Here is a 22,715-nt window from a genome sequence, read left to right on the forward strand (position 1 = left end):
CGGAGGAGCCAGGAATTGAGGCGCGGCCCCACCACCGCCAAGGTTCCGCCCTCAAACGCCGGGCAGGCTGGAATGGGCGCCGCCCACGCCGGAGTGGACCCCGGCCCCGCCGGAAGAGGCCCCCTCCTCCACCGCCTCCAGCGCCCCCGCCAACCGCTCCAGCACCCGTACCGTCTCCACGAACTCCTCGCCCCCCAGCTCCCCCGCCAGCCGCGCCGCGAACTCCGCGTGCGGTGGGTCTATCCGTGACACCGCGTCCCGCCCCGCAGCCGTCACCCGCAACAGCTTCGCCCGGCGGTGGGCCGGGTTCTCGACGTACTCCGCGAGCCCCTTCCCGACCAGCAGGTCCGCGATCCGCTGCACGCTCTGCCGGGTGATCCCCATCGACCGCGCGACCCCCGCCACCGGCAACGGTTCGGGCAGCACCGCCCCCAGCACCTGCCACCACGCGGCCGTCAGCCCGCCCGGCCTGGCCAGCTCGTCGGCGACGCCCAGGAACTGCCCGTTCAGCCGGAACACCGTCAGCGCGGCCCGGCTGAACAGCTCCTGCTCCGAGGGATGTCCGGCCCCGGCGCTCATGCCTTCCCCTCCCCCTCCTCCGTACCCTCCAGCACCTCGTACGCACTCGCGTCCGAGTCGTGGAACAGCCGGTACCACGCCCCCAGCTTCTCCGGCCCGTACACCCCCAGCAGTCCGAAGACCTCCCGCGCCAGCGCCACCGGCTCCGTCGGCCCGGCCGTGATCAGCCCGCCGTCCGTCACCGCGTCGGCCTCCACGTACCGCTCGCCACCCTCGTACCCCGTGGCAGCCAGGTAGAAGGAGACCGCGCTCGTGTGCGCCCGGTCGTCGAGGAGCCCCTCGCGGGCCAGTCCGGCCGTCGCCCCGCAGATCGCCGCGACCGGCACCTCCGCGTCGAGGAAGGTGCGCGCGGTCCGGGCGAACGGGGCCAGGTCGTCCCCCGCGTCCCAGAGCCCCGCACCCGGCAGGACGAGCAGCGCGCTCTCCTCGGGCCGCAGCTCCTTCAGCGCCAGATCGGGCTCGATGCGCAGTCCGCCCATGGTGGTGACCGGCTCCTTCCCCGGTCCCACGGTCCGCACGGTGTAGCCGTTCTGGGCGAGGAAGGCCGTGGTGTACCCGGTCTCCCAGTCGGCGAGCGTGTCGTACACGGCGAGATGAACGACGGTTCGGGTCCCGGTGCCGGTCATGGCGGCCTCCTCCTGAAGTAGATGACAGAATACTGTCATAACGACAGCCTGCTGTCAATGTGGCCGGGCCCTCGCCCGGGACCCGACACCCTGCCGAACCCCGCGCTCCACGCCGTACAACATGGCCATGGAGACGGCCCCCCACCAGCGCCTACGCTCGCCGCATGACCCCTCATGCCCCGCATGCCCCGTACGCCGACCCCGCGGCCGGTGCGGCCGTGAAGGCCGCGGACCGCGCGCACGTGTTCCACTCCTGGTCCGCCCAGGGCCTCATCGACCCGCTCGCCGTGGCCGGCGCCGAGGGGTCCTACTTCTGGGACTACGAAGGCAACCGCTACCTCGACTTCACCAGCGGCCTCGTCTACACGAACATCGGCTACCAGCACCCCACCGTGGTCGCCGCGATCCAGGAGCAGGCGGGCAAACTCGCCACGTTCGCGCCCGCGTTCGCCGTCGAGGCCCGCTCCGAGGCCGCACGCCTCATCGCCGAGCGCACCCCGGGCGACCTGGACAAGATCTTCTTCACCAACGGCGGGGCCGAGGCCGTCGAGAACGCCATCCGGATGGCCCGGCTGCACACCGGCCGTACGAAGGTGCTCTCCGCCTACCGCTCGTACCACGGCGCCACCTCCACCGCGATCAACCTCACCGGCGACCCGCGCCGCTGGCCCTCCGACAACGGTTCGGCCGGTGTCGTACGTTTCTGGGCGCCGTTCCTCTACCGCTCGCCGTTCTACGCCGAGACCGAGGCCGAGGAGTGCGCCCGCGCGCTCCAGCACCTGGAGGACACCCTCGCCTTCGAGGGCCCGGCCACCGTCGCCGCGATCATCCTGGAGACCATCCCGGGCACGGCCGGGATCATGACCCCGCCGCCCGGCTACCTCGCGGGCGTGCGCGAGATCTGCGACCGGTACGGGATCGTCTTCGTGCTCGACGAGGTGATGGCGGGGTTCGGGCGTACCGGCGCCTGGTTCGCCGCCGACCACTTCGACGTCGTGCCGGACCTGCTGACCTTCGCGAAGGGCGTCAACTCCGGTTACGTGCCCCTCGGCGGCGTCGCCATCAGCGCCGAGATCGCCGCGACCTTCGAGACCCGCCCCTACCCCGGCGGCCTCACCTACTCCGGCCACCCGCTCGCCTGCGCGGCCGCCGTCGCCACCATCGGCGTCATGGAGGACGAGAAGGTCGTCGAGAACGCGGCCCGGATCGGCGAGACCGTTCTCGGCCCCGGCCTGCGCGAACTCGCCGAACGCCACCCGTCGGTGGGCGAGGTGCGCGGCCTCGGCACGTTCTGGGCGCTGGAGCTGGTCCGTAACCGCGAGACCCGCGAACCGCTCGTCCCGTACAACGCCTCGGGCGAGGCGAACGCGCCGATGGCGGCCTTCGGGGCGGCGGCGAAGAAGCAGGGGCTGTGGCCGTTCATCAACATGAACCGCACCCACGCCGTCCCCGCGTGCAACGTCACCGAGGCCGAGGCCAAGGAAGGGCTGGCAGCGCTGGACATCGCGCTCGCAGTCGCGGACGAGCACACGGTGTAGTGGCGTAGCGGTCGTCGCCCATGAGCGCGTGGCGTAGTCGCGTAACAGTCGCCGTCGCGTAACAGTCGCCCACGAGCACGCGTTGTGAGCGTCCGGGTACTCTCCCGCACATTCCAGGGCCCCATCCTGCCCGAAATCGGGCACGGTGGGGCCCTGGCTTATGGTGACCCGAGCCGAAATACGGCAGACGAACGGGAAGGGCCGCCCATGGGTGCGAGCGGAGGTGTGACCCGCAGTACGCTGCGCCAGCAGATCGCCGACGCGCTGCGCGACGAAGTGCTGGCCGGGCGTCTTCGCCCGGGCCGGGAGTTCACCGTCAAGCAGATCGCGGAACAGTACGGCGTCTCCGCGACGCCCGTCCGCGAGGCGCTCTTCGACCTCTCCGCGCAGGGGCTGCTCTCCTCCGACCAGCACCGCGGCTTCCAGGTCCACGAATTCACGATCGCGGACTACCGGGCGATGGTCGAGGCCCGCTCCCTCGTCGTCGAGGGGATCTTCCGCAGCCCGGCCGACCAGGTGGCCGTCCGGCCCGAGGCGCTCGTCCCGATCCGGCGCCGTGCCGCGGAGGCGGTCCGGGCGGCGAAGGGCGGCGATCTCGACGTACTGATCGGGTACGACCTCCGCTTCTGGCGGGAGCTCGGGGCCTTCGTCCTCAACCCGTACATCACCGCCTTCCTCGCCAAACTCCGCGTCCAGGCCTGGGTGTTCACCGTGCACCGGCTGCGCGGCGAGCACGCCGACGAGCATGTGCTGTGGTTCGGGCACGAGGAGCTGGTCGAGGCGATCGCGGCCGGCGACCGGGGCCAGGTGCTCGCGGTGATGCAGGCGTACTACGCCCACGCCCTCGCCTGGGCGGACCACCTGGAGGCACAGGAGGTCCGGGGGGCGCAGGGAGCGTAGGGAGCCCAGGGGACACAGGGGACACAGGGGACACAGGGCGCGTAGGGGGCCCAGGGCGCGTAGGGGGCCCAGGGGACCGGGAGGTCTGACCGGGGCCGGGGCCTTCGCGGTGCCGGGGCACTGTCCGTGGCGTTCGCCTCGCATTACGCTGTTCCGACGATCGCCGAACCCGTTGGAGAGCGAGACTTCGTGGCCTGTGACCTGTGGCTGGTCCCCCTCGTCGATGTGCTGTGCCACAGCCCCGACAATCCGTTCGCCGAAGAGATCGCCGTCTACGACAGTGCGCTGAACGACGCGGGGCTGCCGCCCGTCCCCGTCTTCGCCTACATGCCGGGCCTCAACGGAGACGTGGCCCCGGTGGCGGGTTTCGACTACGACGCGCTGCACTTCCTGCGCCGCGCCTATCTGCTCCAGCTGAGCGGCCTCGCCGTCACCCCGGTCGAGGGCCTCGGCGGCGACTACGAGCAGTTGCTGGAGATGTTCGAGCAGACCGCGCAGCAGTCGCACCTGGTCTGGCACTACGACCACGCCGGTGCGTACGTCCCGGTCGACTTCCCGGCCCCGCTCTCGAACGAGGCGCTGCTGGCGGGCGGCGGCCCGCTGGGCTCCGCACACGGGCTGCTGCGGGAGCTGGAGTACGTGGCCCCGTCCATCGGCATCGACCCGGCCAACCCTCCGGCCGCGCCCCAGCCGCCCCCGGGCCCCACGGCCCTGGAGGAACCGGCGACCCCGATCCCGTACGACGACAGTCCGTTCGCCCGGGAACGCCACGTCTGGCTGGGCCTGCACGCGGCGGCGACCAGGAGCCTGGCTCAAGGGTCGATGATCATTTTTAGCTGAGGCGGCCGTCCGCCAGGAGGCTGGGAGGCCAGGGGGCTGAGAGGTCAGGAGACTGGGAGGTCAAGAGGTCAGGGACGCGGCCAGTCGCAGTCTTTCGGCCGACTGCCGTTCCACCAGCGCCAGCGTCTCCGCCTTCTTGTCGATCAGCCGCTGGTGGTAGGCGGAGGTGACGGCGAAGTGGACGCCGACGAGGTTGACGTCCTTCTTGCAGCCGACATCCGCCTTGGCGGCGGTGATGGCCGCCGGTGAGGCGTTGGTCTCCCCGGTGAAGCCCAGTTGGTCCGCCGCGTCCATCGGGTCGGTGGCGCGGAAGCCGGCCTTCGCCATGCACTGCGACCACCGCTCGTCGACGGCCTTGATACGGGAGTCCGCGCGGGCCCTGGACTCCGCCTCGCCCCGCAGGTTGAAGACGAAGAGCTGGTCGACGCTGTCGGGGCGGGGCGCGTACAGCTTCAGGAACGACTCCCGGACGCATCCCCCGACCGGCACGTCCTGGCCCCCAGCTCCCTTCTTCTCGGCCTCCTCCTGGCTCATCGGCATCGTGGCCGGGTCCAGATCGGGGTCGCCGTGGAGTGCGATCTCCTCCGCCTTGGTCAGCGGAGCCGTGGCGGCCCCGGCGGGGGCCCGGTCCGCCGCCGCGGGATTGCGGTAGCCGTAGCGGGCGGCGTCGGTCGCGGAGACCAGGCCGAAGACGCGGCTGTTCGGGCGGGCCTTGGAGGCGGCGCGGCGGTCGGGCGGGTTGAAGGTGAATCCGTACCGGGCCATGCACCTGCCGATGAGGACGTCCTGGGCCCGGGTGAGGGTGGCCCGCTGTTCGGCCGTGGTCTCGTAGACGTCGAGGGGGAGCGTCAGACCGGCGGTCTCCAGCATCCTCGGGGTCGAGGCCACCACGGGCTCCGACGCCTCGGTGTCCCCGGGGTCCGGATCTGCCGCACAGGCGGTGAGCTGGCAGGCGGCCAGCAGCGTGATGAGCGCCGGGACGAGGCGGCGGGCTCCGGGGGATGGGCGCATGGCGGGCGTACGGTCCGTTCGCTGGGGTGAGGGCCGGGCGCCGCCCCACCGGGTGTGGGTCCGGGGGGCGGCGGCCGAGGGCGGAACGTGGGGAGGCCGGATCTCGAAGTGATCAGGCCTTGAAGGGGCCGGACATCGAAGGGGCCGGATCTTGGAGTGGCCGGACCTCGAAGGGAATCAGACCTCGAAGGGGTAGGCCGAGGAGATCTTGTTCTTGAAGTTGGAGGACGCGTCGCCCTTGTAGCCCGACGGCAGCGAGCCCCGGATCCCGCCGGCTTCCTTGTCCGTGTAGACGAACCACTCCAGGATGTCCCGGTTGTTGTACGAGGCCGTGTTGTCGTTGGTCGTGGACCCCTGGCCGCTGCACGTGCCGCTGAACGCCTTGAACTTGTCGTTGGTGAAGTTGGCGTCGTAGTTGTAGAGGTCGAAGACACAGCCCCCTGGCCCGAGTTGTAGTAGAGGCCGAACTCGCCGGATTCCAGCTTGCCGTTCTTGCCGGCCGCCGTCGCGGTACCGGCTGCGGCCAGCGTCAGACCGGCGGCGGCCGTGACGGCCACGGCGATGGTGGCCAGGCGGCGCGGGGAGAAGGAGAAAGTGGATCTGGGCATGACAAAGTCTCCCTAGGTGAAGGAAAGGTGATCAACGTGGGGGCGAGGCACAGTAAATGGCATGTGCGTTCGACATGTCTACTGTATTTGAGGCCAGTTGACACGTGCTGAACGGCCTGCTGGGTCCGCAGCTGACCGGCTGACCGCCCCACTAGCTGACCGCCCCACTCGCTGACTGTCCCACTTGCAGGCCGACCTACCCATCGACCGCCCCACTCGCAGGCCGACCCACTTTTGCAGGCCGACCCGCCCACCGGCCGACCGGTTCCGGGAGGGCGCGGCGCGACCGACCCGCGCCCTCCCCCTTTCCACTGCGGCGACTACCTCGGCGCCTCCGGCGGCCGCTGCCGGGGCATGTTCGGCCGGGTGGCCACCGACGGCATCGCGAACCGCCCCGGCAGCGCCCCCGGCTCGGCCCGTCCGCCCGCGCTCCCGGAGACCAGCGCCTGCGTCCCCATCGGCGCGGGCCCCGCCCGGAACTCCACCATCCAGTCCGCCGTCTCCGACCGCACCAGCTCCGTGACGTCCTCCGAGAACCGCCGCAGCACCCCCAGGCACCGCTCGGCCGCCTCGCTCGCCGTGCCCTCGGCCGGCCCGAGCGTCTCCCGTACGCACTCCGAGGCCCAGTCGAACTGGAGCACCTGGAGCCGCCGCTGCACGGCCTGGGCCGTGGCGAGGTTCCTTATCCAGCCGGAGGTGAGCCCGAAGTACCGGTCGCAGGCCATGCAGGCGGCACCCAGCAGCAGCGACAGATAGCCCCAGCCCGCCGACCCGCTCAGCGTGCCGGTCAGGTCGAGCAGTGGCAGTGCGGCCCCGGCGACGACCCCGGCGGCGGTGCCCAGCCGCAGGGCCCTGGCCCCCCGGCGCTTCCACGAGCGGTCGTTGAGATACCAGTCCGCGGTGGCGAGGGCGCCGGACTCGACCCAGCGGTACAGCTCGTCGAGCCGTTCGGCGGGGTCGCCCCAGTCGCCGAGGGGGAAGGGCCGCCCGGTCAGATCGCGCCCGCCGGTCCCGGCGCCCCCGGAGCCCCCGAACCCTCCGGCCCCCCCAAAGAAACCGGCCGCCGCACCGGGCCGGGAGCCAGAAGCGGAACTGTCCACTCCGCTCTCACCGGAACCCGCGTCGGACTCCTTGCGGGGCGGCCCCTCGGGCTGCATCTCCGGCTGACTCACCGGGGCACTCCTCTGCACTCTGACGGACGGGACGGACGGCGCAGGGCTTCTCCCGGAGCCGCTCTCTCGCCCGGGGACGGCCTCGGTGGCCTCGGTGCGGGGCGGAACGGCCGGTCCGCGCGACCGACGACGACCCCACACGTTACTCTGCGTCACCATGCATGCGCGCATGCGTATCGCTGTGCACGCTCTTCCTACCGCCGAATGGTGGGCCGCGGAGTCGAAATCGCGGGATTCCCGCCTGGACGGGGCCGCTGGTCAGGTATAGGAGCCCTCACGACGGTTTCCGAATCTCACCCGAAAGAGTTGCTCCCCGGTGGGTGGAGCGCGGTGACCGGGGAGCACGTAGGCTCGGCTTACCGAAACATTTGTCGTCGAAATGCCAGGAGTGACCGTGATTCCCGGTGGTGGCCAGCCCAATATGCAGCAGTTGCTCCAGCAGGCTCAGAAGATGCAGCAGGACCTCGCCGCGGCCCAGGAGGAGCTGGCGAGGACCGAGGTCGACGGGCAGGCGGGCGGAGGCCTCGTGAAGGCCACCGTCACCGGCTCCGGCGAGCTGCGGGGCCTTGTGATCGACCCGAAGGCCGTGGACCCGGAGGACACCGAGACGCTCGCCGACCTCGTGGTGGCGGCCGTCCAGGCGGCCAACGAGAACGCGCAGACGCTCCAGCAGGAGAAGCTCGGCCCGCTGGCGCAGGGCCTGGGCGGCGGCTCGATCCCGGGCCTGCCGTTCTGATCCGGCGGGCCGCCGGAAGCTGACGCCGGGGGCCTACTGGTACCGACCCGTACCCACTACGGTACGGAGCAGGAAGCAAAGAAAGGCGTTCCGTTGTACGAAGGCGTTGTTCAGGACCTCATCGACGAACTGGGCAGGCTGCCCGGCGTCGGTCCCAAGAGCGCGCAGCGGATCGCCTTCCACGTCCTGCAGGCCGAGCCCACCGACGTACGCCGTCTCGCCCATGCCCTCCTGGAGGTCAAGGACAAGGTCCGGTTCTGCGCGGTGTGCGGCAATGTCGCCCAGCAGGAGCAGTGCGGGATCTGCCGTGATCCGCGCCGCGACCAGAGCGTCATCTGTGTGGTCGAGGAGCCCAAGGATGTCGTGGCGATCGAGCGGACGCGCGAGTTCCGGGGCCGTTACCACGTCCTGGGCGGGGCGATCAGCCCCATCGAGGGCGTCGGCCCGGACGATCTGCGCATCCGCGAGCTGCTGGCCCGGCTCGCGGACGGCTCCATCACGGAGCTGATCCTGGCGACCGATCCCAATCTGGAGGGCGAGGCCACCGCGACGTACCTGGCGCGGATGGTCAAGCCGATGGGCCTCAGGGTGACCCGGCTGGCCAGCGGCCTGCCGGTCGGCGGCGACCTGGAGTACGCCGACGAGGTCACCCTGGGCCGCGCGTTCGAGGGGAGGCGCCTGCTGGATGTCTGACGCCACGGCCGCGCACCCCCGGCCCTCTCACGTACTGCCGTCCGCTTCACCGTCTGTGACCGCGCCCACGGGAGGTCCCCTCGATGTCTGACGCCACGCTGAACTCCGTCACGCAGGACCCGGGCGACTTCGCCGTCCAGATCGCGGACCAGATCAAGACGTTCATCGTCGCGGTCACCGAGGTGTCCAAGGTCGACGAGCCGGAAGAGGCCGTTCCGGTCCTGCTCCTCCAGGTATCGCAGCTCCTGCTCGCGGGCGGCCGCCTCGGCGCGTACGAGGACGTCCTCCCCGACGAGCGGTACGAGCCGGACCTCGGCGCCGAGCCGGACGCGGACGGGCTGCGCGAGCGGTTCGCGGCCCTGCTGGAGCCGATCGACGTCTACTCCGAGGTCTTCGACCCGTACGAGCCCCGCAAGGCCCCGGTCCCGCACCGCATCTCCGACGACCTGGCCGACCTGGTCACCGACCTGGGCCACGGCCTCGCCCACTACGAGGCGGACCGCACGGCCGAGGCGCTGTGGTGGTGGCAGTTCTCGTACTTCTCCAACTGGGGCTCCACCGCCTCCGCCACCCTGCGCGCCCTCCAGTCCCTGATCGCCCACATCCGCCTCGGCCAGCCCCTGGAGGAGCTGGACGGCCTCGACACCGACCAGGACCCGGGCGAGGACAACCTGGCGGAGGAGGCGGGGCGCGTGATGCTGGAGGAGATCGCGGGGCCGCTGGGGCTGCGGCCGGTGAAGTAGGGGGTACGGGGACGGGGCCCATGGCTCCGGCCCCGTAACGGCTCGGCGTCGGCCTCACCGAAGGCACCGGCTCACCGGAGGCGGCGGCCTCACCGGAGGACGTTGGCTCACCCGAGGCGGCGGCCTCATCGGAAGGCGTTGGCGTTTTCCTTGGCCCAGTGGCGGTACGGGCGGGCCGGTGAACCGGTGACGCGGTGGACGGTGTCGTGCACGGTCAGCAGTTCGTCGTTGACATCGCCGCCCATCAGGTCGAGGACGCTGTCCGCGGTCTCGGCCCCCATCGCCGCGGCCATCGGCCCGTACGCCTCCTCCCGCCCGATCCCGACGCACGCCACCTCCCGGCCCAGCACCCGCCCCAGCTCGGCGACCTGCTGCCGCGGGGTGATGCGCTCCGGGCCGGTGAGGGGGTACGTACGCCCCCGGTGCCCCGGTTCCGTCAGCGCGGCGCGGGCCACCGAGGCGATGTCGGCCGGGTGGACCGTGGGCAGCCCGGTGTCCGCGTACGGCACGTGCACCGCGGACTCGTCCCGTACGGACTCCGCCCACCACAGGGTGTTGGAGGCGAACTGCGTCGGCCGCAGCACCGTCCACCCCATCCCGCTCTCCCGCAGCCGGCGCTCGACGGCGAGATTGGCCTGCGCCGGGCCCAGGTGGGGGTGGGTCGCGACGGTGATGGAGGAGACCAGCACCACGTGCTCCACCCCCGCGTCCCGGGCGGCCTCCAGAACACCGGCGTCAGCGCCGACCCCCGCGATCAGGAACAGCGAACGCACCCCGTCCAGCGCGGGCTTCAGCGTCTTGGCGCGACCCAGATCGCCTTCCGCCACCTCGACCCCGTCGGGCACCACGCCTGCGGACCGCGCCGCGTCGCGGGTCAGTGCCCGTACGCCGGGGCCACGGCCGTCCGCGTGGAGTCGCCGGACCAGCTCCCTGCCGATGTTTCCGGTCGCACCGGTCACCAGGATCATCGTCGCGCACTCCTCTTGCTCGTCACTTGATGAAGATGACGCTAGAACCTCAACCAGGCTTGAGATCAAGGCGGTTGGGTGAGCCGGTCGATCCGGGGAAGGCGCTCTTGACCTCAACCGCGGTTGAGGGGTGAGGGTCGGTCTGGCCGGACCGACCGGCCACGCTCGGCACAAGGAGATCCGTATGAGCACCAGTGCCCCTGGCCCCGCCGCCCCCGCCGCTCCCGCCCCCACCGTTCTCGGCGTACCCGCCCCGCAGGAGGAGGTCGACGCCATCCTCGCGTTCGTGGCGGCCGTGCAGGACGCCCAGCGGAAGGCGCTGCCCGAGGCGTTCCTCAGCGGCTTCCGCGAGGACGCCATCTGGACGACGGCCCACGGCAAGCGGCTCACCGGCCTGCCGGAGATCGGCGCCTTCACCCGCAAGGTGCTCCCTCCGCAGGCGGACTCCCCGGTGAAGGCCACGTACACCGTCGACCTCATCCTCTTCGTCCGCCCCGACGTGGCCGCGGTCAAGATCCGTCAGCGCCCGGTCGACCTCGACGGGAAGTTCCTGGACGAGATCTTCCGGGGCCGGGAGGACCCCTCCGAGCTCATCGCCGCCCACCCGGAGGCGGTCCCCGGCACCCCGACCTACGTCCTGGCGAAGGACGACGGGGTGTGGCGTGTCGCGGCCGCGCAGAACACCCCGGTCGTCGACGCGGAGTCGCTGGCGGCGATCTGACCGGCCCCGGTTCACGCGGGCCGGCGGGCGCGGGGTGTGAAGGGTACGCGGACGGACGCCCCCGGCTCGCGCATTCCGGCCCGAAGGTGTGGGCTGGGACACAAACGGGAGTGCGCTCCTCCTGGATGGGCAGCAACCTCGTACGAGCAGTTCGGGTCGACACGCCGTACCGGGTAGTGGGCGGGACATCTCACCATCTGGTAAGGACGGGTCGATTCCGGGCTGCTCGTTAAACTGAGCCGACCGCAGTAATGACTGAGCGAGGAGCGCACGTGGGCCTTGTCGTGCAGAAGTACGGAGGCTCCTCCGTAGCCGATGCCGAGGGCATCAAGCGGGTTGCCAAGCGAGTCGTCGACGCCAAGAGGAACGGCAACCAGGTGGTTGTCGTGGTGTCCGCGATGGGCGACACGACGGACGAGTTGATAGACCTCGCCGAGCAGGTTTCGCCGATCCCTGCCGGCCGTGAATTCGACATGCTGCTGACCGCCGGTGAGCGGATCTCCATGGCCCTGCTGGCGATGGCGATCAAAAACCTGGGCCACGAGGCCCAGTCGTTCACGGGCAGCCAGGCCGGTGTCATCACCGACTCGGTCCACAACAAAGCGCGCATCATCGACGTCACGCCCGGCCGCATCCGGACCTCGATCGACGAGGGCAACATCGCCATCGTCGCCGGGTTCCAGGGCGTGAGCCAGGAGGGCAAGAACATCACCACCCTCGGCCGCGGCGGGTCGGACACGACCGCCGTCGCGCTGGCCGCCGCGCTGGACGCCGAGGTCTGTGAGATCTACACCGACGTCGACGGCGTCTTCACCGCGGACCCCCGGGTCGTGAAGAAGGCGAAGAAGATCGACTGGATCTCCTTCGAGGACATGCTGGAGCTGGCCGCGTCCGGCTCCAAGGTGCTGCTGCACCGCTGCGTCGAGTACGCACGCCGTTACAACATCCCGATCCACGTCCGCTCGTCCTTCTCCGGACTGCGCGGAACCTGGGTCAGCAACGAGCCGCAAGGGGACCAGAAGGTGGAGCACGCGATCATCTCCGGAGTCGCCCACGACGTCTCGGAGGCCAAGGTCACCGTCGTCGGCGTTCCGGACAAGCCGGGCGAGGCGGCCGCGATCTTCCGCGCCATCGCGGACGCCGAGGTCAACATCGACATGGTGGTGCAGAACGTCTCCGCCGCTTCGACCGGCCTGACGGACATCTCCTTCACCCTCCCCAAGGCCGAGGGCCGCAAGGCCATCGACGCCCTGGAGCGGACCAAGGGCTCCATCGGCTTCGAGTCGCTCCGCTACGACGACCAGATCGCCAAGATCTCCCTGGTCGGCGCGGGCATGAAGACCAACCCGGGCGTCACCGCCGGTTTCTTCGAGGCGCTCTCCGACGCGGGCGTGAACATCGAGCTGATCTCGACATCCGAGATCCGCATCTCGGTGGTCACCCGTGCCGACGACGTCACCGAGGCCGTGCGCGCCGTGCACACCGCCTTCGGACTCGACAGCGACTCCGACGAGGCCGTCGTCTACGGGGGCACCGGCCGATGACCGCCCGCCGCCCTTCGCTCGCGGTCGTCGGTGCGACCGGTGCGATCGGCGGCGTCATGCTCCGGATCCTCTCGCAGCACGCGGACGTCTGGGGCGAGGTCAGACTCATCGCCTCACCGCGCTCGGCCGGCCGCAAGCTGGTCGTGCGCGGTGAGGAGAGCGAGGTGCTCGCGCTCGCCGAGGACGTGTTCGACGGCGTCGACGTGGCCCTCTTCCTGGTCCCGGACGACGTGTCCGCCCACTGGGCCCCGATCGCCGCCGCCAAGGGCGCGGTCGTCATCGACGACTCGGCGGCCTTCCGGCTCGACGACGACGTACCGCTGGTCGTCCCGGAGATCAACCCGCACGCCGCCCGGCTCAGACCGCGCTCCATCGTCGCCTCCCCGAACTGCACCACGCTGTCGCTGATCGTCGCGGTCGGCGCGCTGCACGCGGAGTTCGGGCTGCGTGAGCTGATCGTCTCCTCCTACCAGGCGGTCAGCGCCGCGGGCCGCGACGGCGTCACGGCCCTGCGCGAACAGCTGTCGCTGGTGGCCGGTACGGAGCTGGGCACCCACCCCGGTGACGTACGCCGGGCCCTGGGTGACGGAGCCGGTCCGGCGGGAGGCAGCGGCAGCAGCCCGTTCGCCGCTCCCGTCGCCCTGAACGTCGTGCCGTGGGCCGGGGCCGATGCCGGGGACGGCTGGTCGTCCGAGGAGATCGCGATCCGCGAGGAGTGCCGCAAGGTGCTGGGGCTGCCGGAGCTGCGGGCCACCGCGACCTGTGTGTACGTTCCCGTCATCGCGGCCCACTCCATGTCCGTCCACGCGCGCTTCGAGAACGAGGTCGCCGTCGACCGGGCCCACGAGATCCTGGCCACCGCACCCGGCGTCGTCCTCTTCGACAGTCCGGCGTCCGGCGATTTCCCGACACCGTCCGATGTCGTGGGCACCGATCCCACCTGGGTCGGCCGGGTCCGGCGTTCGATGGACGATCCGCGCGCCCTGGAAATGTTCATTTGCGGGGATAATCTTCGCAAAGGGGCGGCTTTGAACGTGGCGCAGATCGCTGAATCCGTGGCTGCGGAAATTACCCCGGCGTGATCTCGGGCTGATCTCGGTCCGACCTCGGTCCGAGCCTGTGCCTGATCCCGTGCCTGATCCCGTGCCTGATCCTGTGCCCGAGCCCGCGCCTGAGCCTGTGCCTGAGTCCGGCCTGTTCTCGTCGGGATCGGCCCCCGATCAGCTCCCGATCGGCTCCCGATCAGGTTCGATCGCCTTCGGATTGATCGAACCTGTTTTGTAGGATCTGTGAACGCCCTATGAGCAATTACCTGGTCTGAACCTCTTGAGCTGGGGCGTTGTCATATCCGACGATGATCTCCCGGCCTTCTGCAACCGCACGTCGGCCGGGCAGCGTCTACGCCGTGACTTCTTGCGTGACGGGACGCGTTTACGGGGCATTTGGGGAAGAGCAGGTACGTATGAGGGCATGTCGCACAGCGTCGAACGTGGCGCCGTACGCGTACAACCCTGACGGGGGGCAGCGTGTCCAACAGGCGTGGCAGAGGTTCTCGACATCACAGTGGTGGGCCCGTTGCGAGGCGCGACCGTGCGTCCGCTCCGGCGGCCCCGCGCGCCCGGCGGCATGCCGGTGATCGCGCCCATGCCCGCTGCGCGCCCGGCTCAGCTGCCCTCGCAACGCGGGGGTGCTGAAGAGACGGTGGCAGCAGGAACCACGGTCGACCACCTCACCGAGACCTATCGCGCCCACTACCGTTCGCTGCTCGGCCTCGCGGCCCTGCTGCTGGACGACACCGCGTCCTGCGAGGACGTGGTGCAGGAGGCGTTCATCCGCGTGCACTCCGCGCGCAACCGCGTCCGTGAGCCCGAGAAGACCCTCGCGTACCTCCGCCAGACCGTCGTCAACCTCTCGCGCTCGGCGCTCCGCCGCCGCATCCTCGGGCTGAAGCTGCTCTCCAAGCCGATGCCGGACATGGCGAGCGCGGAGGAGGGCGCGTACGACCAACTGGAGCGGGACGCGCTGATCAAGGCCATGAAGGGGCTCCAGCGGCGCCAGCGCGAGGTGCTGGTGCTGCGCTACTTCGCGGACATGACGGAGGCCCAGGTCGCGGAGACGCTGGGAATTTCGCTGGGCTCGGTGAAGGCGTACGGTTCGCGCGGTATCGCGGCGCTCCGCGTCGTGATGGAGGCCCAGGCATGAGCGGGTCCGAGCACCGCCACGAGCACAGGCACGAGAACGACCCGACGGGAAACGGAATTGTGAACCACGGGCCGGAGAAGACTCCGCACACCGATCCGGACCGACCGGACGGTCCGCACGACGACAGCGCACAACCCGAGCAGGGCGAGAGCCCGGAACCCGGGCCGTCACCTGCGCGTGCGGATGGCGGCGGTGGTGGTGACGGCCGTGCTGATGGCGGTGGCGGCCGTGGCGGCCGTGGTGGCGGTGGTGCTCATGGTGGCGAGGGCCGTGACGATCTCACCGGGACGCTGACGGACCTCTTCGCGGGGGGCCGTGGTCCCGGTGAGGGCTCCGGTGGCGGTTCCGGCGGCTTGGGCGACCGGCCCGGCTTCGGCGGTGACAGCGGCGGGGAGCTGGACGAGGTCGTCCTGCGCCGGATGCTGCACGGGGCCGTGGGGGACCTCGAACCCTCGGACAGGACCCTCGAACATCTGCAACGCGCCGTGCCCGCCCGGCGCGCCCGACGACGGCAGGCCGCCGTCGGCGCGGCGGCCGCGGCCCTCCTGATGGGCACCGCGGTCCCGGCCTTCGTCCACGTGGCGAACTCGGACGGCTCCTCCGCCGCGGCCCCCGCCATCGCCGGACACGGCGAGCAGGCCCAGGGCGGCAACGGCGACGAGTCCAGCCCCGAAGCGCCCGGCGACCGGCCCGTGAAGCCCACCGACCGGGAGACCCGGGGCGGCTCCGGCGCACCGGACCCCTCCCGGAGCCCGTCGTCGAGCACCGACAAGGACCCGGAGGGTGCCACGACGGGCGGCGGGGCCTCCACGCCCCCGCCCGAGGAGCTCGCCGCCCTGCCGGTCTGCGACCCGGGCCAGCTCGGCGTCGCCTCCGCGGGGGCGGGCACACCGGGCGCCGACGGCACGGTGTACGGCAGCTTCAAGATCGCCAACGTGTCCGGTACGGAGTGCACGGTCAGCAGCAACGGCACCGTCGGCTTCACCGCCCTCGGCGCGGCCGACCCGCTCAAGATCACCGTGGTGCAGCACACGGCGGGCGACGCCGCCCCCGGCCTGCCCGACCCCTCGGAGGAGCCGGGCACGGTGCTGCTGAAGCCGTCGATGGCGTACGAGGTGCAGTTCGCCTGGGTGCCGGCCGACACCTGTCCGACCGTGGCCCCCTCACCCAGCCCGACCCCGTCGCCGGACGGCACCGGGGGGACGACGGGCGAGGGCTCCGGCCAGTCCGGCACCGACACGCAGTCGCTGCAACAGGACGGCGGGGGCACGGCGGACGGCAGTATCGCGGTGACCCACACGCCGGAGACGGGCGCGCCCACCGCCGAGGCGAAGATCAGCAACGCCTGCTCGGGCACGATCTACCGGACGGGCCTCCTCGCCACCTCGTAGCCCGGTAGGGGGAGGGGAGGCGGCGGTAGCCCGGCTAGGGGGAGGGGAGGCCGGGGCCCGGAGACCACCGACAGGCTGCCGAGACCACGACAGGTTCCGGCTGCCTGCGTTCCTGGGCTTTTCGGTCAACCGCGTTCCGGCCCCCGGCCCCCGGGGCTCCTCGGCCAATCGCGTTCCGGCCCCCGGCCCCTTCGGCCAATCGCGTTCCGGCCCCCCCCCGGGGCCCCTCGGCCAACCGTGTTCCGGGCCCCTGGCTCCCCGGCTACGGGCCTTTCTCGGTCTCCGGGGCCTTCGGCACCGAGGCGGCCGGGACGGTCTCCACCGGCTTCGAGGTATCCGCCGGGGCCGTCGGGCCCTCCGAGGCTTCCGATGCCTCCGCGCCCGCCGACACCTCCGCGCCCGCCGAGGCTTCCCGGCCCTCCGACGGGCCTCCGCCCTCCGACGGGCCTCCGCCCTCCGACGGGCCTCCGCCCTCCGACGGGCCTCCGCCCTCCGACGGGCCCCCGCCCGCCGCCGCGTCCCCGCCCTCCGGGACCAGCCCGAGGGCCACATCGCGAACGGCCTCGGCCTCGCGGCGGACCAGGCGGAACCACATGAAGAGCACGAAGCCCGCGAAGACGAACCACTCGCCCGTGTACCCCAGGTTCTGGAAGGCCTTGAGGTCCAGGCCGCTGCCCTGCGGCGCGGCGGCGGGCACCGGCTTCATCGCGTCGCCCGCTGCGTCGCCCGCCGCACTGCTCGCGCCGCCCGCCTCCGTCCCGGGAAGCGTCACCCAGGCGTCGTACACGTCGTAGTCGACCAGGTTCACGAGGGTCGCGGCGCTGATCATGCCGAGCTGGCCCTCGGGGAGCCCGCCCCGGGAGTTGACGCCCTTGCTGTTCACGTTCTCGGAGGCCTGGAGGTCCCCGGTCACCGTGACCTCGCCCTCCGGCGCGGCCGGGACCGGGACGCTGCCCGCGGTGCCGGGGAGCCACCCGCGTACGACCGGCAGGGCCTTGCCGCCATCGGTCCGCAGCAGGTTCAGGACGTAGAAGCCCGCGCGGTCGTCCAGTTCACGGCCGGGGACCAGGAACTGGTCGGCGTACGTCCCGGTCGCGATGGCCGGGCGGCCGGAGGTGACCTTGTCGACGGGCAGCAGCTCGTCCAGCGGTTCGGCGGTCCGGGTGCTCGGATCGGGCTGCTTCGCCGCCTGTTCGTGCGACTGCACACGGTCCTCGAAGCGGCCGAGCTGCCAGGTGCCCATGAACACGCAGAACGGGATGGCCAGCACGACGAAGAGGTTGATCCCCCACCATCGCGGGGTCAGCAGGAACCGGTACACCCCTCCAAGGTACGGTTCCCCGCTCCGGCCCTCCGGAGCGGGGTCGACCCTTTATCCGCCTCTTACGCCCCCGAGGGGGCGCTCACGCCCCCAGGTCGTCGCCCCCCAGGTGCTTCAGGGCGAACTCCAGCTCCAGCCGTACCTGCTTGATGCGCTCCTCCACCACGAGCGAGCCGTGCCCGGCGTCGTAGCGGTAGACCTCGTGCACCGCGCCGCGCGCCGCCAGCCGGTCCACGTAGTTCTCCACCTGACGGATGGGGCAGCGCGGATCGTTGACGCCCGCCGAGATGTAGACGGGCGCGCGCACCGCGTCGACGTACGTCAGCGGGGACGAGGCCTCGAACCGCTCCGGCACCTCCTCCGGCGTGCCGCCCAGCAGCGTGCGGTCCATCGACTTCAGGGCCTCCATCTCGTCGTGGTACGCCGTGACGTAGTCCGCGACGGGCACGGCGGCCAGCCCCAGCGCCCAGGCCTCGGGCTGGGTGCCGAGGCCGAGCAGGGTCAGGTAGCCGCCCCAGGAGCCCCCGGCCAGGACCAGGCGCTCCGGGTCCGCGAGCCCGGAGGCCACCGACCACTCCCGTACGGCCGCGATGTCCTCCAGCTCGATCAGGCCGACCCGGTGCTTGAGCGCGTCCGTCCAGGCACGGCCGTAACCGGTGGAGCCGCGGTAGTTGACCCGTACGACGGCGAAACCGTGGTCCACCCAGGCCGCCGGACCGGAGGCGAAGGCGTCGCTGTCGTGCCAGGTCGGGCCGCCGTGGATGTCGAAGACGGTGGGGAAGGGCCCGTCCCCGGTGGCCGGCTTCTGTACGAGGGCGTGGATACGGCCGCCGGGCCCTTCCACCCACACGTCCTCCACGGCCACCGACGGCGGGGCCTTGGCGCCGGGCGGGTCCAGGACCACCGCGCCGCTCGTGGAACGTACGACGGGCGGGTGGGCGGCCGAGGACCAGAGGTACTCCACGGTGCCGTCCGGGCGGGCCGTGGCACCGGAGACCGTACCGGCGGGGGTCTCGACGCGGACGGGGGCCGCGGCCCCCGGCTCGTACCGCCACAGCTCGCTGCGGGCCTCGAAGCTGTGCTCGATGAGCAGCGCGGAGCCGTCCGGATACCACTCGGCGCCCACGTCACCGGGCAGGTCGACGGGGAGCGCGGTCTCCGTACCCGCGACCGGGTCCCAGATCATCGGCTCCCAGCGGCCCCGGCGCTGGTGCCCGACGAGCAGCCGGGTGTCACCGGCCACCGGCGCGAAGCCCAGCACGGCGAGTCCCAGCTCCTTGGTGCCGCCCTCGGTGTCGTCCAGCTCGGCCACCGTGGAGCCGTCCCGGCGCACCACGCGCAACGCCGAGTGCATGGCGTCGCCGTGCTCGGTGTGCTCCAGCGCGATCAGGGTCCCGTCGTGGGAGAGGTCCCCGACGCCCGCGGACTCCCGGTGCCGGTAGATCTCCACGGATTCGCCGCTGTCCGAGGGGCGCACCAGGTGGATGGTCGTCCCGTCCTCGTCGGTGGAACGGCCGATCACCGCCGAACCGTCCCGCCCGATGGCGAGCCCGGCCGGGTAGGAGGGCGCGAGCCCCGGGGCGGCGGGCTCGTCCTCCCCGCCGCCGAAGGGCTGGCGCATCCACACGCCGAACTCGTCGCCGTCGGTGTCGCTGAACCACCAGACGGCCTCCCCGTCGGGCGTCAGCACGCCGTCGGTGGTCCCGTTGGGCCGGTCGGTCACCTGGCGCTGGTGTCCGGTCTCCCGGTCCCAGGCGTACAGCTCGTACGTACCGGTCGCGTTCGACACGAACAGCGCACGGTCGGGGGCGTCTTCGGCCCAGCCGGGCAGCGAGACGCGAGGGGCACGGAACCGCATCTCCCAGTCGGGCAGGTCTGCTGCAGCAGCGTCAGTCGTCATGTCCCCAGCATCAGTCGTCATGTCCCCATCCAACCTGATCGCGCGGCCTGCCCGTAACGGGATTCGAGAGTGGTGGGCGCGAGCCCTTTTCCGTAAACAGGTTTCCCGACAACCCCTTTCAGCGGGAAAAGCTTCGCCCTGGAATTCCCTGTCGCCGGTCTCCTGTCCCGCAAGCTGGGGGAGGGAATAGTGTATGCAGGTGGTGATCGATCGGGTCAAGAATGGATAATCCGGGCACTCGTCCGCCGCTCCGGGTTCCTCCGCCCGATGATTCAGTGCTAAAGTCGCCCGACTTTGCGGTTTTCAGTTCGAGCGGGGGCCTCGGCGATCGGAGAGTCGAGGGAGGCCCGGATTCGGGCTCCCTTACGGGGCCTCATGCGATTCTCGACTTCTTTCCGTACGCATCCTGCCGTACTGGCCACGCCTTTCATCGGCGCTTTCTTCGTTCATATCTTCCTGACGAGCACCCGGGCCATCGAGCAGCTCGTCGACCTGCCCTGGGCGGCGCAGGCGGCGTCCTACGCGTTGCACGCCCCCGTCCCGATGGCCGCCGCGGCCGCCGCGGGGCTGACCGCCATGGAGGCGACCCGGCTCAAGGCTCTGGGCGCCTGGCAGTTGGGCGCCGCGCAGCCCGCGTGGCGCATCGCGCTGCGACCCGTCCTGGTCACCGTGGTGTGCCTCTCGACGCTGACCGCCGGAGTCATGGCGGGTGGCCTGTGGGTGGTCGGAGTCCTTCCCGATCTGTACGTACTGCACCTCATGGGCATCGTGGTGGTGCTGATCGCCGCCCATGCCGTCATCGGGTTCGTCGTCGGCCGCCGGCTTCATGCGCTGTACTCCGCACCGCTCGTATCGGTGGCGGTCTTCGTCGGCATCAGCTTTCCGCTGGGCACGGACCACTTCTGGGCACACCATGTCACCGGGTCGATCCATTGGGTGGGGTTCGGTGAGGCCTACTCACCGGCCATGACAGCGGCCGCGATACTGCCCACCGTCTGTCTGGCACTTGCCTGCGTCGCGCTGACAGCCCTGCGCCGCGACCCCATCCGCATGGCCGCGCTGTCCCTCGTCGTCGCGGTCGGCGGCCTGATCGGCGCGTACGGCATCACTGTGGACTGGCGTGCGGTTCCTCCCACGTCGAAGGGGCTGGCTCCGGTCGTCTGCGAGGGGAGTGCGCCCGAGGTCTGCCTGCCGGAAGCCGGGGCCGATCACATCGTTGAAATCCAGATAGGACTTCGGCAGATGACGGGACAGTTGGAGGCGCAGGGAATCATCGACCGGAAACCCCGGCGTATTACGGATATCTCCGTGGCCGACGTCCGACGGACCGATACCGACGGAGAAGACTGGACCATCGACCTCACACCGGGCACGGCACGCCAAGCCCTCCAGGAGAACATCGCCATCTCCGTGGTCGGCATGCCCTGCGAGGAACCGGACTGGAACGTGCTGCATGGCCCCACCCTCTGGACGGCCCGGACCATAGGGGTCGAGCAGCATTACCTGGCCTGGCTTTCACGGGAGGACGAGGAGTTCAGCCAAGGCCGGACCGAGGAACGCCTTCTCTCCGAGACGGCCAGGGTGGCCGAGCTGCCCCTGCGGCAGCAGAAGGCCTGGTATTCCCAGCAGCTCCGAGCCGCCTGCCGGGACGGTCGCTGACCATGATCTGGTGGCTGCGCCAGAGGGGCGCTCTCGGGCTGCTGCCCGGTGCACTGCTCGCTTTCGTCCTGGGTGTCGGTGTGACGAGCGGTGCGTCGGTCGTCTTCCCCTCGTTCCTGGGGCACTACGCGATGGCGACGGAGCTCAGCAACTTCGTCGCCATCCTTCCCGGCGTCGCGCTGATCGCCTGCCTGGAGAGGCGGATGCCTCTGGTGGAACGCTCCGCGGTCCGCCGGCTCGACGCGCGAGACGTCGTCCTCGTTTCCGGCTTCGCGCTCCTCGCGACAGCCGTGGCCGCGGGAATGTCCCTCCTGGGACCGGGACCGGGACCGGGATGGGGATGGGGATCGGGGCTGGGATCGGGGTCGGGGTCGGAGGCCATGCTGGTCGCCGCGCGGAACAGCCTGTTCTTCTGCGGACTCGCCCTGGGTGTCTGGCCACTGATCGGCCACCGGGCGACGCTGGTCCCCGTCTTCTGGATGATCCAGTCCATGTTTCTCGGCGGCCGGAGCCCCGGCGATCCCTACCCCTGGGTGCTCGTCACCGAGGCGGCCCACGTCACCCATGCCGCCGTGGGCGCCGCCGCCGTCTTCCTGGCCGGGGTCCTCTCCCTCACCTGCTGCGTAACCTGCTTCGTACCAAGGACCGACCGATGACTGTGCTGCTCGACCGCGTCACCTTCCGCTACCGCCGCTGGGAGCGCCCCGTCCTCTCCGGCCTCAGTTACGAAGTCCCCGCCGAGGGCCTGACGATCCTGCTCGGCCCCAACGGAGCGGGGAAGTCGACCACGATGTCCCTCCTGGCCGGCACGGTGGAACCGCTGGCAGGCAGAGTCCTGCTCAGGCACTCCGCCCCGACCTCGGCCGACTCCGCCCCGACTTCCGCAGGCCTCGCCCTGACCTCGCCGGACTCCGCCCCGACCTCCGCCGACTCCGTCCTGACCTCCGCCGCCCGTGAGTACCGTCGCCATGTGGCCTGGCTGCCCCAGAAGGTGCCGACGTCACGGCAGCTGACCGCGCGCGAGTACGTGGCGTACGTGGCCTGGCTGAAGGGCGAGGACCGTTCCACGGCGTGGGAACGCGCCGGAGCGGCCCTCGACCAGGTGGGCCTCGCCGACCGGAGCGGCCAGAAGACGGCCAGGCTCTCCGGGGGCCAGCTCCGCCGGGTCGGTATCGCCTGCGCCCTGGCCCACGACGCGCGGGTGATCCTCCTCGACGAGCCCACGGCCGGGCTCGACCCGTACCAGCGCACGGTCTTCCGGGATGTGCTGCGGAAGGTCGCGGCCCGGGTTCCGGTGCTGATGTCCACCCACGACATAGCCGACCTGGCCGACGAGGCGAAGACCGTCTCCCTCATGGACCGTGGCCGGATCCTCCACCACGGCGGAACCGGGAGCTTCCTGGACCACGCGAAACCCGATGCCGCTCCGGGCCGGCAGGCGGAGTCCGCGTACGCCGTCCTCATGGGCCTCGACGACGGGGCCATGGGTCGCGACGACGGCACGGGCTGACCGGCCCGTCCGGCGGTACCTCCTCCGGGTCCAGGTCCGGGTCCAGGTCCAGG

At 71.3% G+C, this 22,715-nt stretch carries 21 protein-coding genes; 14 read left to right on the forward strand and 7 right to left on the reverse strand.

Translation table 11 applies throughout. The features are described 5' to 3' along the window. Positions 1 to 51 precede the first annotated feature (51 nt). Together ACFW9Z_RS12105 and ACFW9Z_RS12110 are read right to left on the reverse strand one after the other, a co-directional pair. On the reverse strand, positions 52 to 579 hold the full coding sequence (locus ACFW9Z_RS12105; protein ID WP_384638311.1) for a MarR family winged helix-turn-helix transcriptional regulator: 528 nt from the start codon (positions 577 to 579) through the stop codon (positions 52 to 54). Then, on the reverse strand, positions 576 to 1,205 hold the full coding sequence (locus ACFW9Z_RS12110; RefSeq protein WP_384638314.1) for a type 1 glutamine amidotransferase family protein: 630 nt from the start codon (positions 1,203 to 1,205) through the stop codon (positions 576 to 578). The genes ACFW9Z_RS12105 and ACFW9Z_RS12110 overlap by 4 nt, the downstream gene beginning before the upstream one ends. A 164-nt stretch (positions 1,206 to 1,369) precedes the next feature. Between ACFW9Z_RS12110 and ACFW9Z_RS12115 the strand changes: the two genes are divergently transcribed. The 3 genes from ACFW9Z_RS12115 to ACFW9Z_RS12125 all read left to right on the forward strand — a co-directional run bounded on the left by ACFW9Z_RS12115 (position 1,370) and on the right by ACFW9Z_RS12125 (position 4,483). Continuing rightward, the gene (locus ACFW9Z_RS12115) at positions 1,370 to 2,743 is read left to right on the forward strand and encodes an aspartate aminotransferase family protein (protein WP_384638317.1); all 1,374 of its coding nucleotides are present in this window, start codon (positions 1,370 to 1,372) and stop codon (positions 2,741 to 2,743) included. A 207-nt stretch (positions 2,744 to 2,950) separates the two neighbouring features. Next, positions 2,951 to 3,643, forward strand: a complete 693-nt coding sequence (locus tag ACFW9Z_RS12120; RefSeq protein WP_384638320.1) for a GntR family transcriptional regulator — start codon at positions 2,951 to 2,953, stop codon at positions 3,641 to 3,643. A gap of 189 nt (positions 3,644 to 3,832) precedes the next feature. After that, entirely contained in the window at positions 3,833 to 4,483 is a 651-nt protein-coding gene (locus ACFW9Z_RS12125; protein WP_384638323.1) for a hypothetical protein, read from the forward strand. Between the two features lie 60 nt (positions 4,484 to 4,543). On the opposite strand, the gene ACFW9Z_RS12130 is transcribed toward ACFW9Z_RS12125, so the two are convergent. Together ACFW9Z_RS12130 and ACFW9Z_RS12135 are read right to left on the reverse strand one after the other, a co-directional pair. Continuing rightward, positions 4,544 to 5,494 (reverse strand): hypothetical protein, encoded by a 951-nt coding sequence (locus tag ACFW9Z_RS12130; protein WP_384638325.1) that lies wholly within the window; start codon positions 5,492 to 5,494, stop codon positions 4,544 to 4,546. 928 nt (positions 5,495 to 6,422) lie between these two features. Continuing rightward, entirely contained in the window at positions 6,423 to 7,274 is an 852-nt protein-coding gene (locus ACFW9Z_RS12135) for an SLATT domain-containing protein (RefSeq protein ID WP_384638328.1), read from the reverse strand. 394 nt (positions 7,275 to 7,668) lie between these two features. Between ACFW9Z_RS12135 and ACFW9Z_RS12140 the strand changes: the two genes are divergently transcribed. From ACFW9Z_RS12140 to ACFW9Z_RS12150, 3 genes are all read left to right on the forward strand, one after another. Then, on the forward strand, positions 7,669 to 8,010 hold the full coding sequence (locus ACFW9Z_RS12140; RefSeq protein ID WP_084747249.1) for a YbaB/EbfC family nucleoid-associated protein: 342 nt from the start codon (positions 7,669 to 7,671) through the stop codon (positions 8,008 to 8,010). Between the two features lie 93 nt (positions 8,011 to 8,103). Next, positions 8,104 to 8,703, forward strand: a complete 600-nt coding sequence (gene recR / locus ACFW9Z_RS12145) for a recombination mediator RecR (protein WP_384638331.1) — start codon at positions 8,104 to 8,106, stop codon at positions 8,701 to 8,703. A gap of 83 nt (positions 8,704 to 8,786) precedes the next feature. Then, entirely contained in the window at positions 8,787 to 9,446 is a 660-nt protein-coding gene (locus ACFW9Z_RS12150) for a DUF5063 domain-containing protein (RefSeq protein WP_384638334.1), read from the forward strand. Between the two features lie 125 nt (positions 9,447 to 9,571). Here the strand turns inward: ACFW9Z_RS12150 and ACFW9Z_RS12155 are convergent, their stop codons facing one another. Then, complete coding sequence (locus ACFW9Z_RS12155; protein WP_384638337.1) at positions 9,572 to 10,414, reverse strand: NAD(P)H-binding protein; 843 nt, start codon at positions 10,412 to 10,414, stop codon at positions 9,572 to 9,574. A gap of 184 nt (positions 10,415 to 10,598) precedes the next feature. Here ACFW9Z_RS12155 and ACFW9Z_RS12160 point away from each other — a divergent pair, with 184 nt between their 5' ends. The 5 genes from ACFW9Z_RS12160 to ACFW9Z_RS12180 all read left to right on the forward strand — a co-directional run bounded on the left by ACFW9Z_RS12160 (position 10,599) and on the right by ACFW9Z_RS12180 (position 16,272). Beyond that, complete coding sequence (locus tag ACFW9Z_RS12160; protein WP_384638340.1) at positions 10,599 to 11,135, forward strand: SgcJ/EcaC family oxidoreductase; 537 nt, start codon at positions 10,599 to 10,601, stop codon at positions 11,133 to 11,135. 272 nt (positions 11,136 to 11,407) lie between these two features. After that, the gene (locus ACFW9Z_RS12165; RefSeq protein ID WP_384638343.1) at positions 11,408 to 12,679 is read left to right on the forward strand and encodes an aspartate kinase; all 1,272 of its coding nucleotides are present in this window, start codon (positions 11,408 to 11,410) and stop codon (positions 12,677 to 12,679) included. Continuing rightward, the gene (locus ACFW9Z_RS12170; RefSeq protein WP_384638347.1) at positions 12,676 to 13,761 is read left to right on the forward strand and encodes an aspartate-semialdehyde dehydrogenase; all 1,086 of its coding nucleotides are present in this window, start codon (positions 12,676 to 12,678) and stop codon (positions 13,759 to 13,761) included. Before ACFW9Z_RS12165 ends, ACFW9Z_RS12170 begins: the two co-directional genes overlap by 4 nt. A 544-nt stretch (positions 13,762 to 14,305) precedes the next feature. After that, positions 14,306 to 14,881: a SigE family RNA polymerase sigma factor gene (locus tag ACFW9Z_RS12175; protein WP_164614678.1), complete on the forward strand. Its 576-nt coding sequence runs from the start codon at positions 14,306 to 14,308 to the stop codon at positions 14,879 to 14,881. Between the two features lie 59 nt (positions 14,882 to 14,940). After that, positions 14,941 to 16,272, forward strand: a complete 1,332-nt coding sequence (locus tag ACFW9Z_RS12180) for a hypothetical protein (protein ID WP_384638838.1) — start codon at positions 14,941 to 14,943, stop codon at positions 16,270 to 16,272. Between the two features lie 262 nt (positions 16,273 to 16,534). On the opposite strand, the gene ACFW9Z_RS12185 is transcribed toward ACFW9Z_RS12180, so the two are convergent. Beyond that, a complete protein-coding gene (locus ACFW9Z_RS12185; protein WP_384638350.1) occupies positions 16,535 to 17,593 on the reverse strand; it encodes an SURF1 family protein in 1,059 nt (352 codons plus the stop codon). An 82-nt stretch (positions 17,594 to 17,675) separates the two neighbouring features. After that, on the reverse strand, positions 17,676 to 19,493 hold the full coding sequence (locus tag ACFW9Z_RS12190) for a S9 family peptidase (protein ID WP_384638353.1): 1,818 nt from the start codon (positions 19,491 to 19,493) through the stop codon (positions 17,676 to 17,678). 375 nt (positions 19,494 to 19,868) lie between these two features. Between ACFW9Z_RS12190 and ACFW9Z_RS12195 the strand changes: the two genes are divergently transcribed. Genes ACFW9Z_RS12195 through ACFW9Z_RS12205 form a run of 3 tightly spaced genes read left to right on the forward strand, consistent with a single transcriptional unit; the run spans position 19,869 to position 22,662 of the window. After that, positions 19,869 to 21,152, forward strand: a complete 1,284-nt coding sequence (locus ACFW9Z_RS12195; RefSeq protein ID WP_384638356.1) for a magnesium transporter — start codon at positions 19,869 to 19,871, stop codon at positions 21,150 to 21,152. A 2-nt stretch (positions 21,153 to 21,154) separates the two neighbouring features. After that, positions 21,155 to 21,808, forward strand: coding sequence for a hypothetical protein (locus ACFW9Z_RS12200; RefSeq protein WP_384638359.1), 654 nt, complete (start codon positions 21,155 to 21,157; stop codon positions 21,806 to 21,808). Continuing rightward, positions 21,805 to 22,662 carry an ATP-binding cassette domain-containing protein gene (locus tag ACFW9Z_RS12205; RefSeq protein WP_384638362.1) on the forward strand — a complete coding sequence of 286 codons (858 nt, stop codon included), beginning with the start codon at positions 21,805 to 21,807 and terminating at the stop codon, positions 22,660 to 22,662. Before ACFW9Z_RS12200 ends, ACFW9Z_RS12205 begins: the two co-directional genes overlap by 4 nt. Positions 22,663 to 22,715: the final 53 nt, after the last annotated feature.

Source organism: Streptomyces sp. NPDC059452 (assembly GCF_042750035.1).
In the GTDB taxonomy this organism is placed as follows: Bacteria; Actinomycetota; Actinomycetes; order Streptomycetales; family Streptomycetaceae; genus Streptomyces.

Bases quoted from the DNA above. Each gene is read 5' to 3' on its own strand.
- ACFW9Z_RS12105 (WP_384638311.1), bottom strand. From the start codon at position 579: ATGAGCGCCGGGGCCGGACATCCCTCGGAGCAGGAGCTGTTCAGCCGG.
- ACFW9Z_RS12110 (WP_384638314.1), bottom strand. From the start codon at position 1,205: ATGACCGGCACCGGGACCCGAACCGTCGTTCATCTCGCCGTGTACGAC.
- ACFW9Z_RS12115 (WP_384638317.1), top strand. From the start codon at position 1,370: ATGACCCCTCATGCCCCGCATGCCCCGTACGCCGACCCCGCGGCCGGT.
- ACFW9Z_RS12120 (WP_384638320.1), top strand. From the start codon at position 2,951: ATGGGTGCGAGCGGAGGTGTGACCCGCAGTACGCTGCGCCAGCAGATC.
- ACFW9Z_RS12130 (WP_384638325.1), bottom strand. From the start codon at position 5,494: ATGCGCCCATCCCCCGGAGCCCGCCGCCTCGTCCCGGCGCTCATCACG.
- ACFW9Z_RS12150 (WP_384638334.1), top strand. From the start codon at position 8,787: ATGTCTGACGCCACGCTGAACTCCGTCACGCAGGACCCGGGCGACTTC.
- ACFW9Z_RS12155 (WP_384638337.1), bottom strand. From the start codon at position 10,414: ATGATCCTGGTGACCGGTGCGACCGGAAACATCGGCAGGGAGCTGGTC.
- ACFW9Z_RS12160 (WP_384638340.1), top strand. From the start codon at position 10,599: ATGAGCACCAGTGCCCCTGGCCCCGCCGCCCCCGCCGCTCCCGCCCCC.
- ACFW9Z_RS12170 (WP_384638347.1), top strand. From the start codon at position 12,676: ATGACCGCCCGCCGCCCTTCGCTCGCGGTCGTCGGTGCGACCGGTGCG.
- ACFW9Z_RS12175 (WP_164614678.1), top strand. From the start codon at position 14,306: ATGCCGGTGATCGCGCCCATGCCCGCTGCGCGCCCGGCTCAGCTGCCC.
- ACFW9Z_RS12190 (WP_384638353.1), bottom strand. From the start codon at position 19,493: ATGACGACTGACGCTGCTGCAGCAGACCTGCCCGACTGGGAGATGCGG.
- ACFW9Z_RS12195 (WP_384638356.1), top strand. From the start codon at position 19,869: ATGCGATTCTCGACTTCTTTCCGTACGCATCCTGCCGTACTGGCCACG.
- ACFW9Z_RS12200 (WP_384638359.1), top strand. From the start codon at position 21,155: ATGATCTGGTGGCTGCGCCAGAGGGGCGCTCTCGGGCTGCTGCCCGGT.
- ACFW9Z_RS12205 (WP_384638362.1), top strand. From the start codon at position 21,805: ATGACTGTGCTGCTCGACCGCGTCACCTTCCGCTACCGCCGCTGGGAG.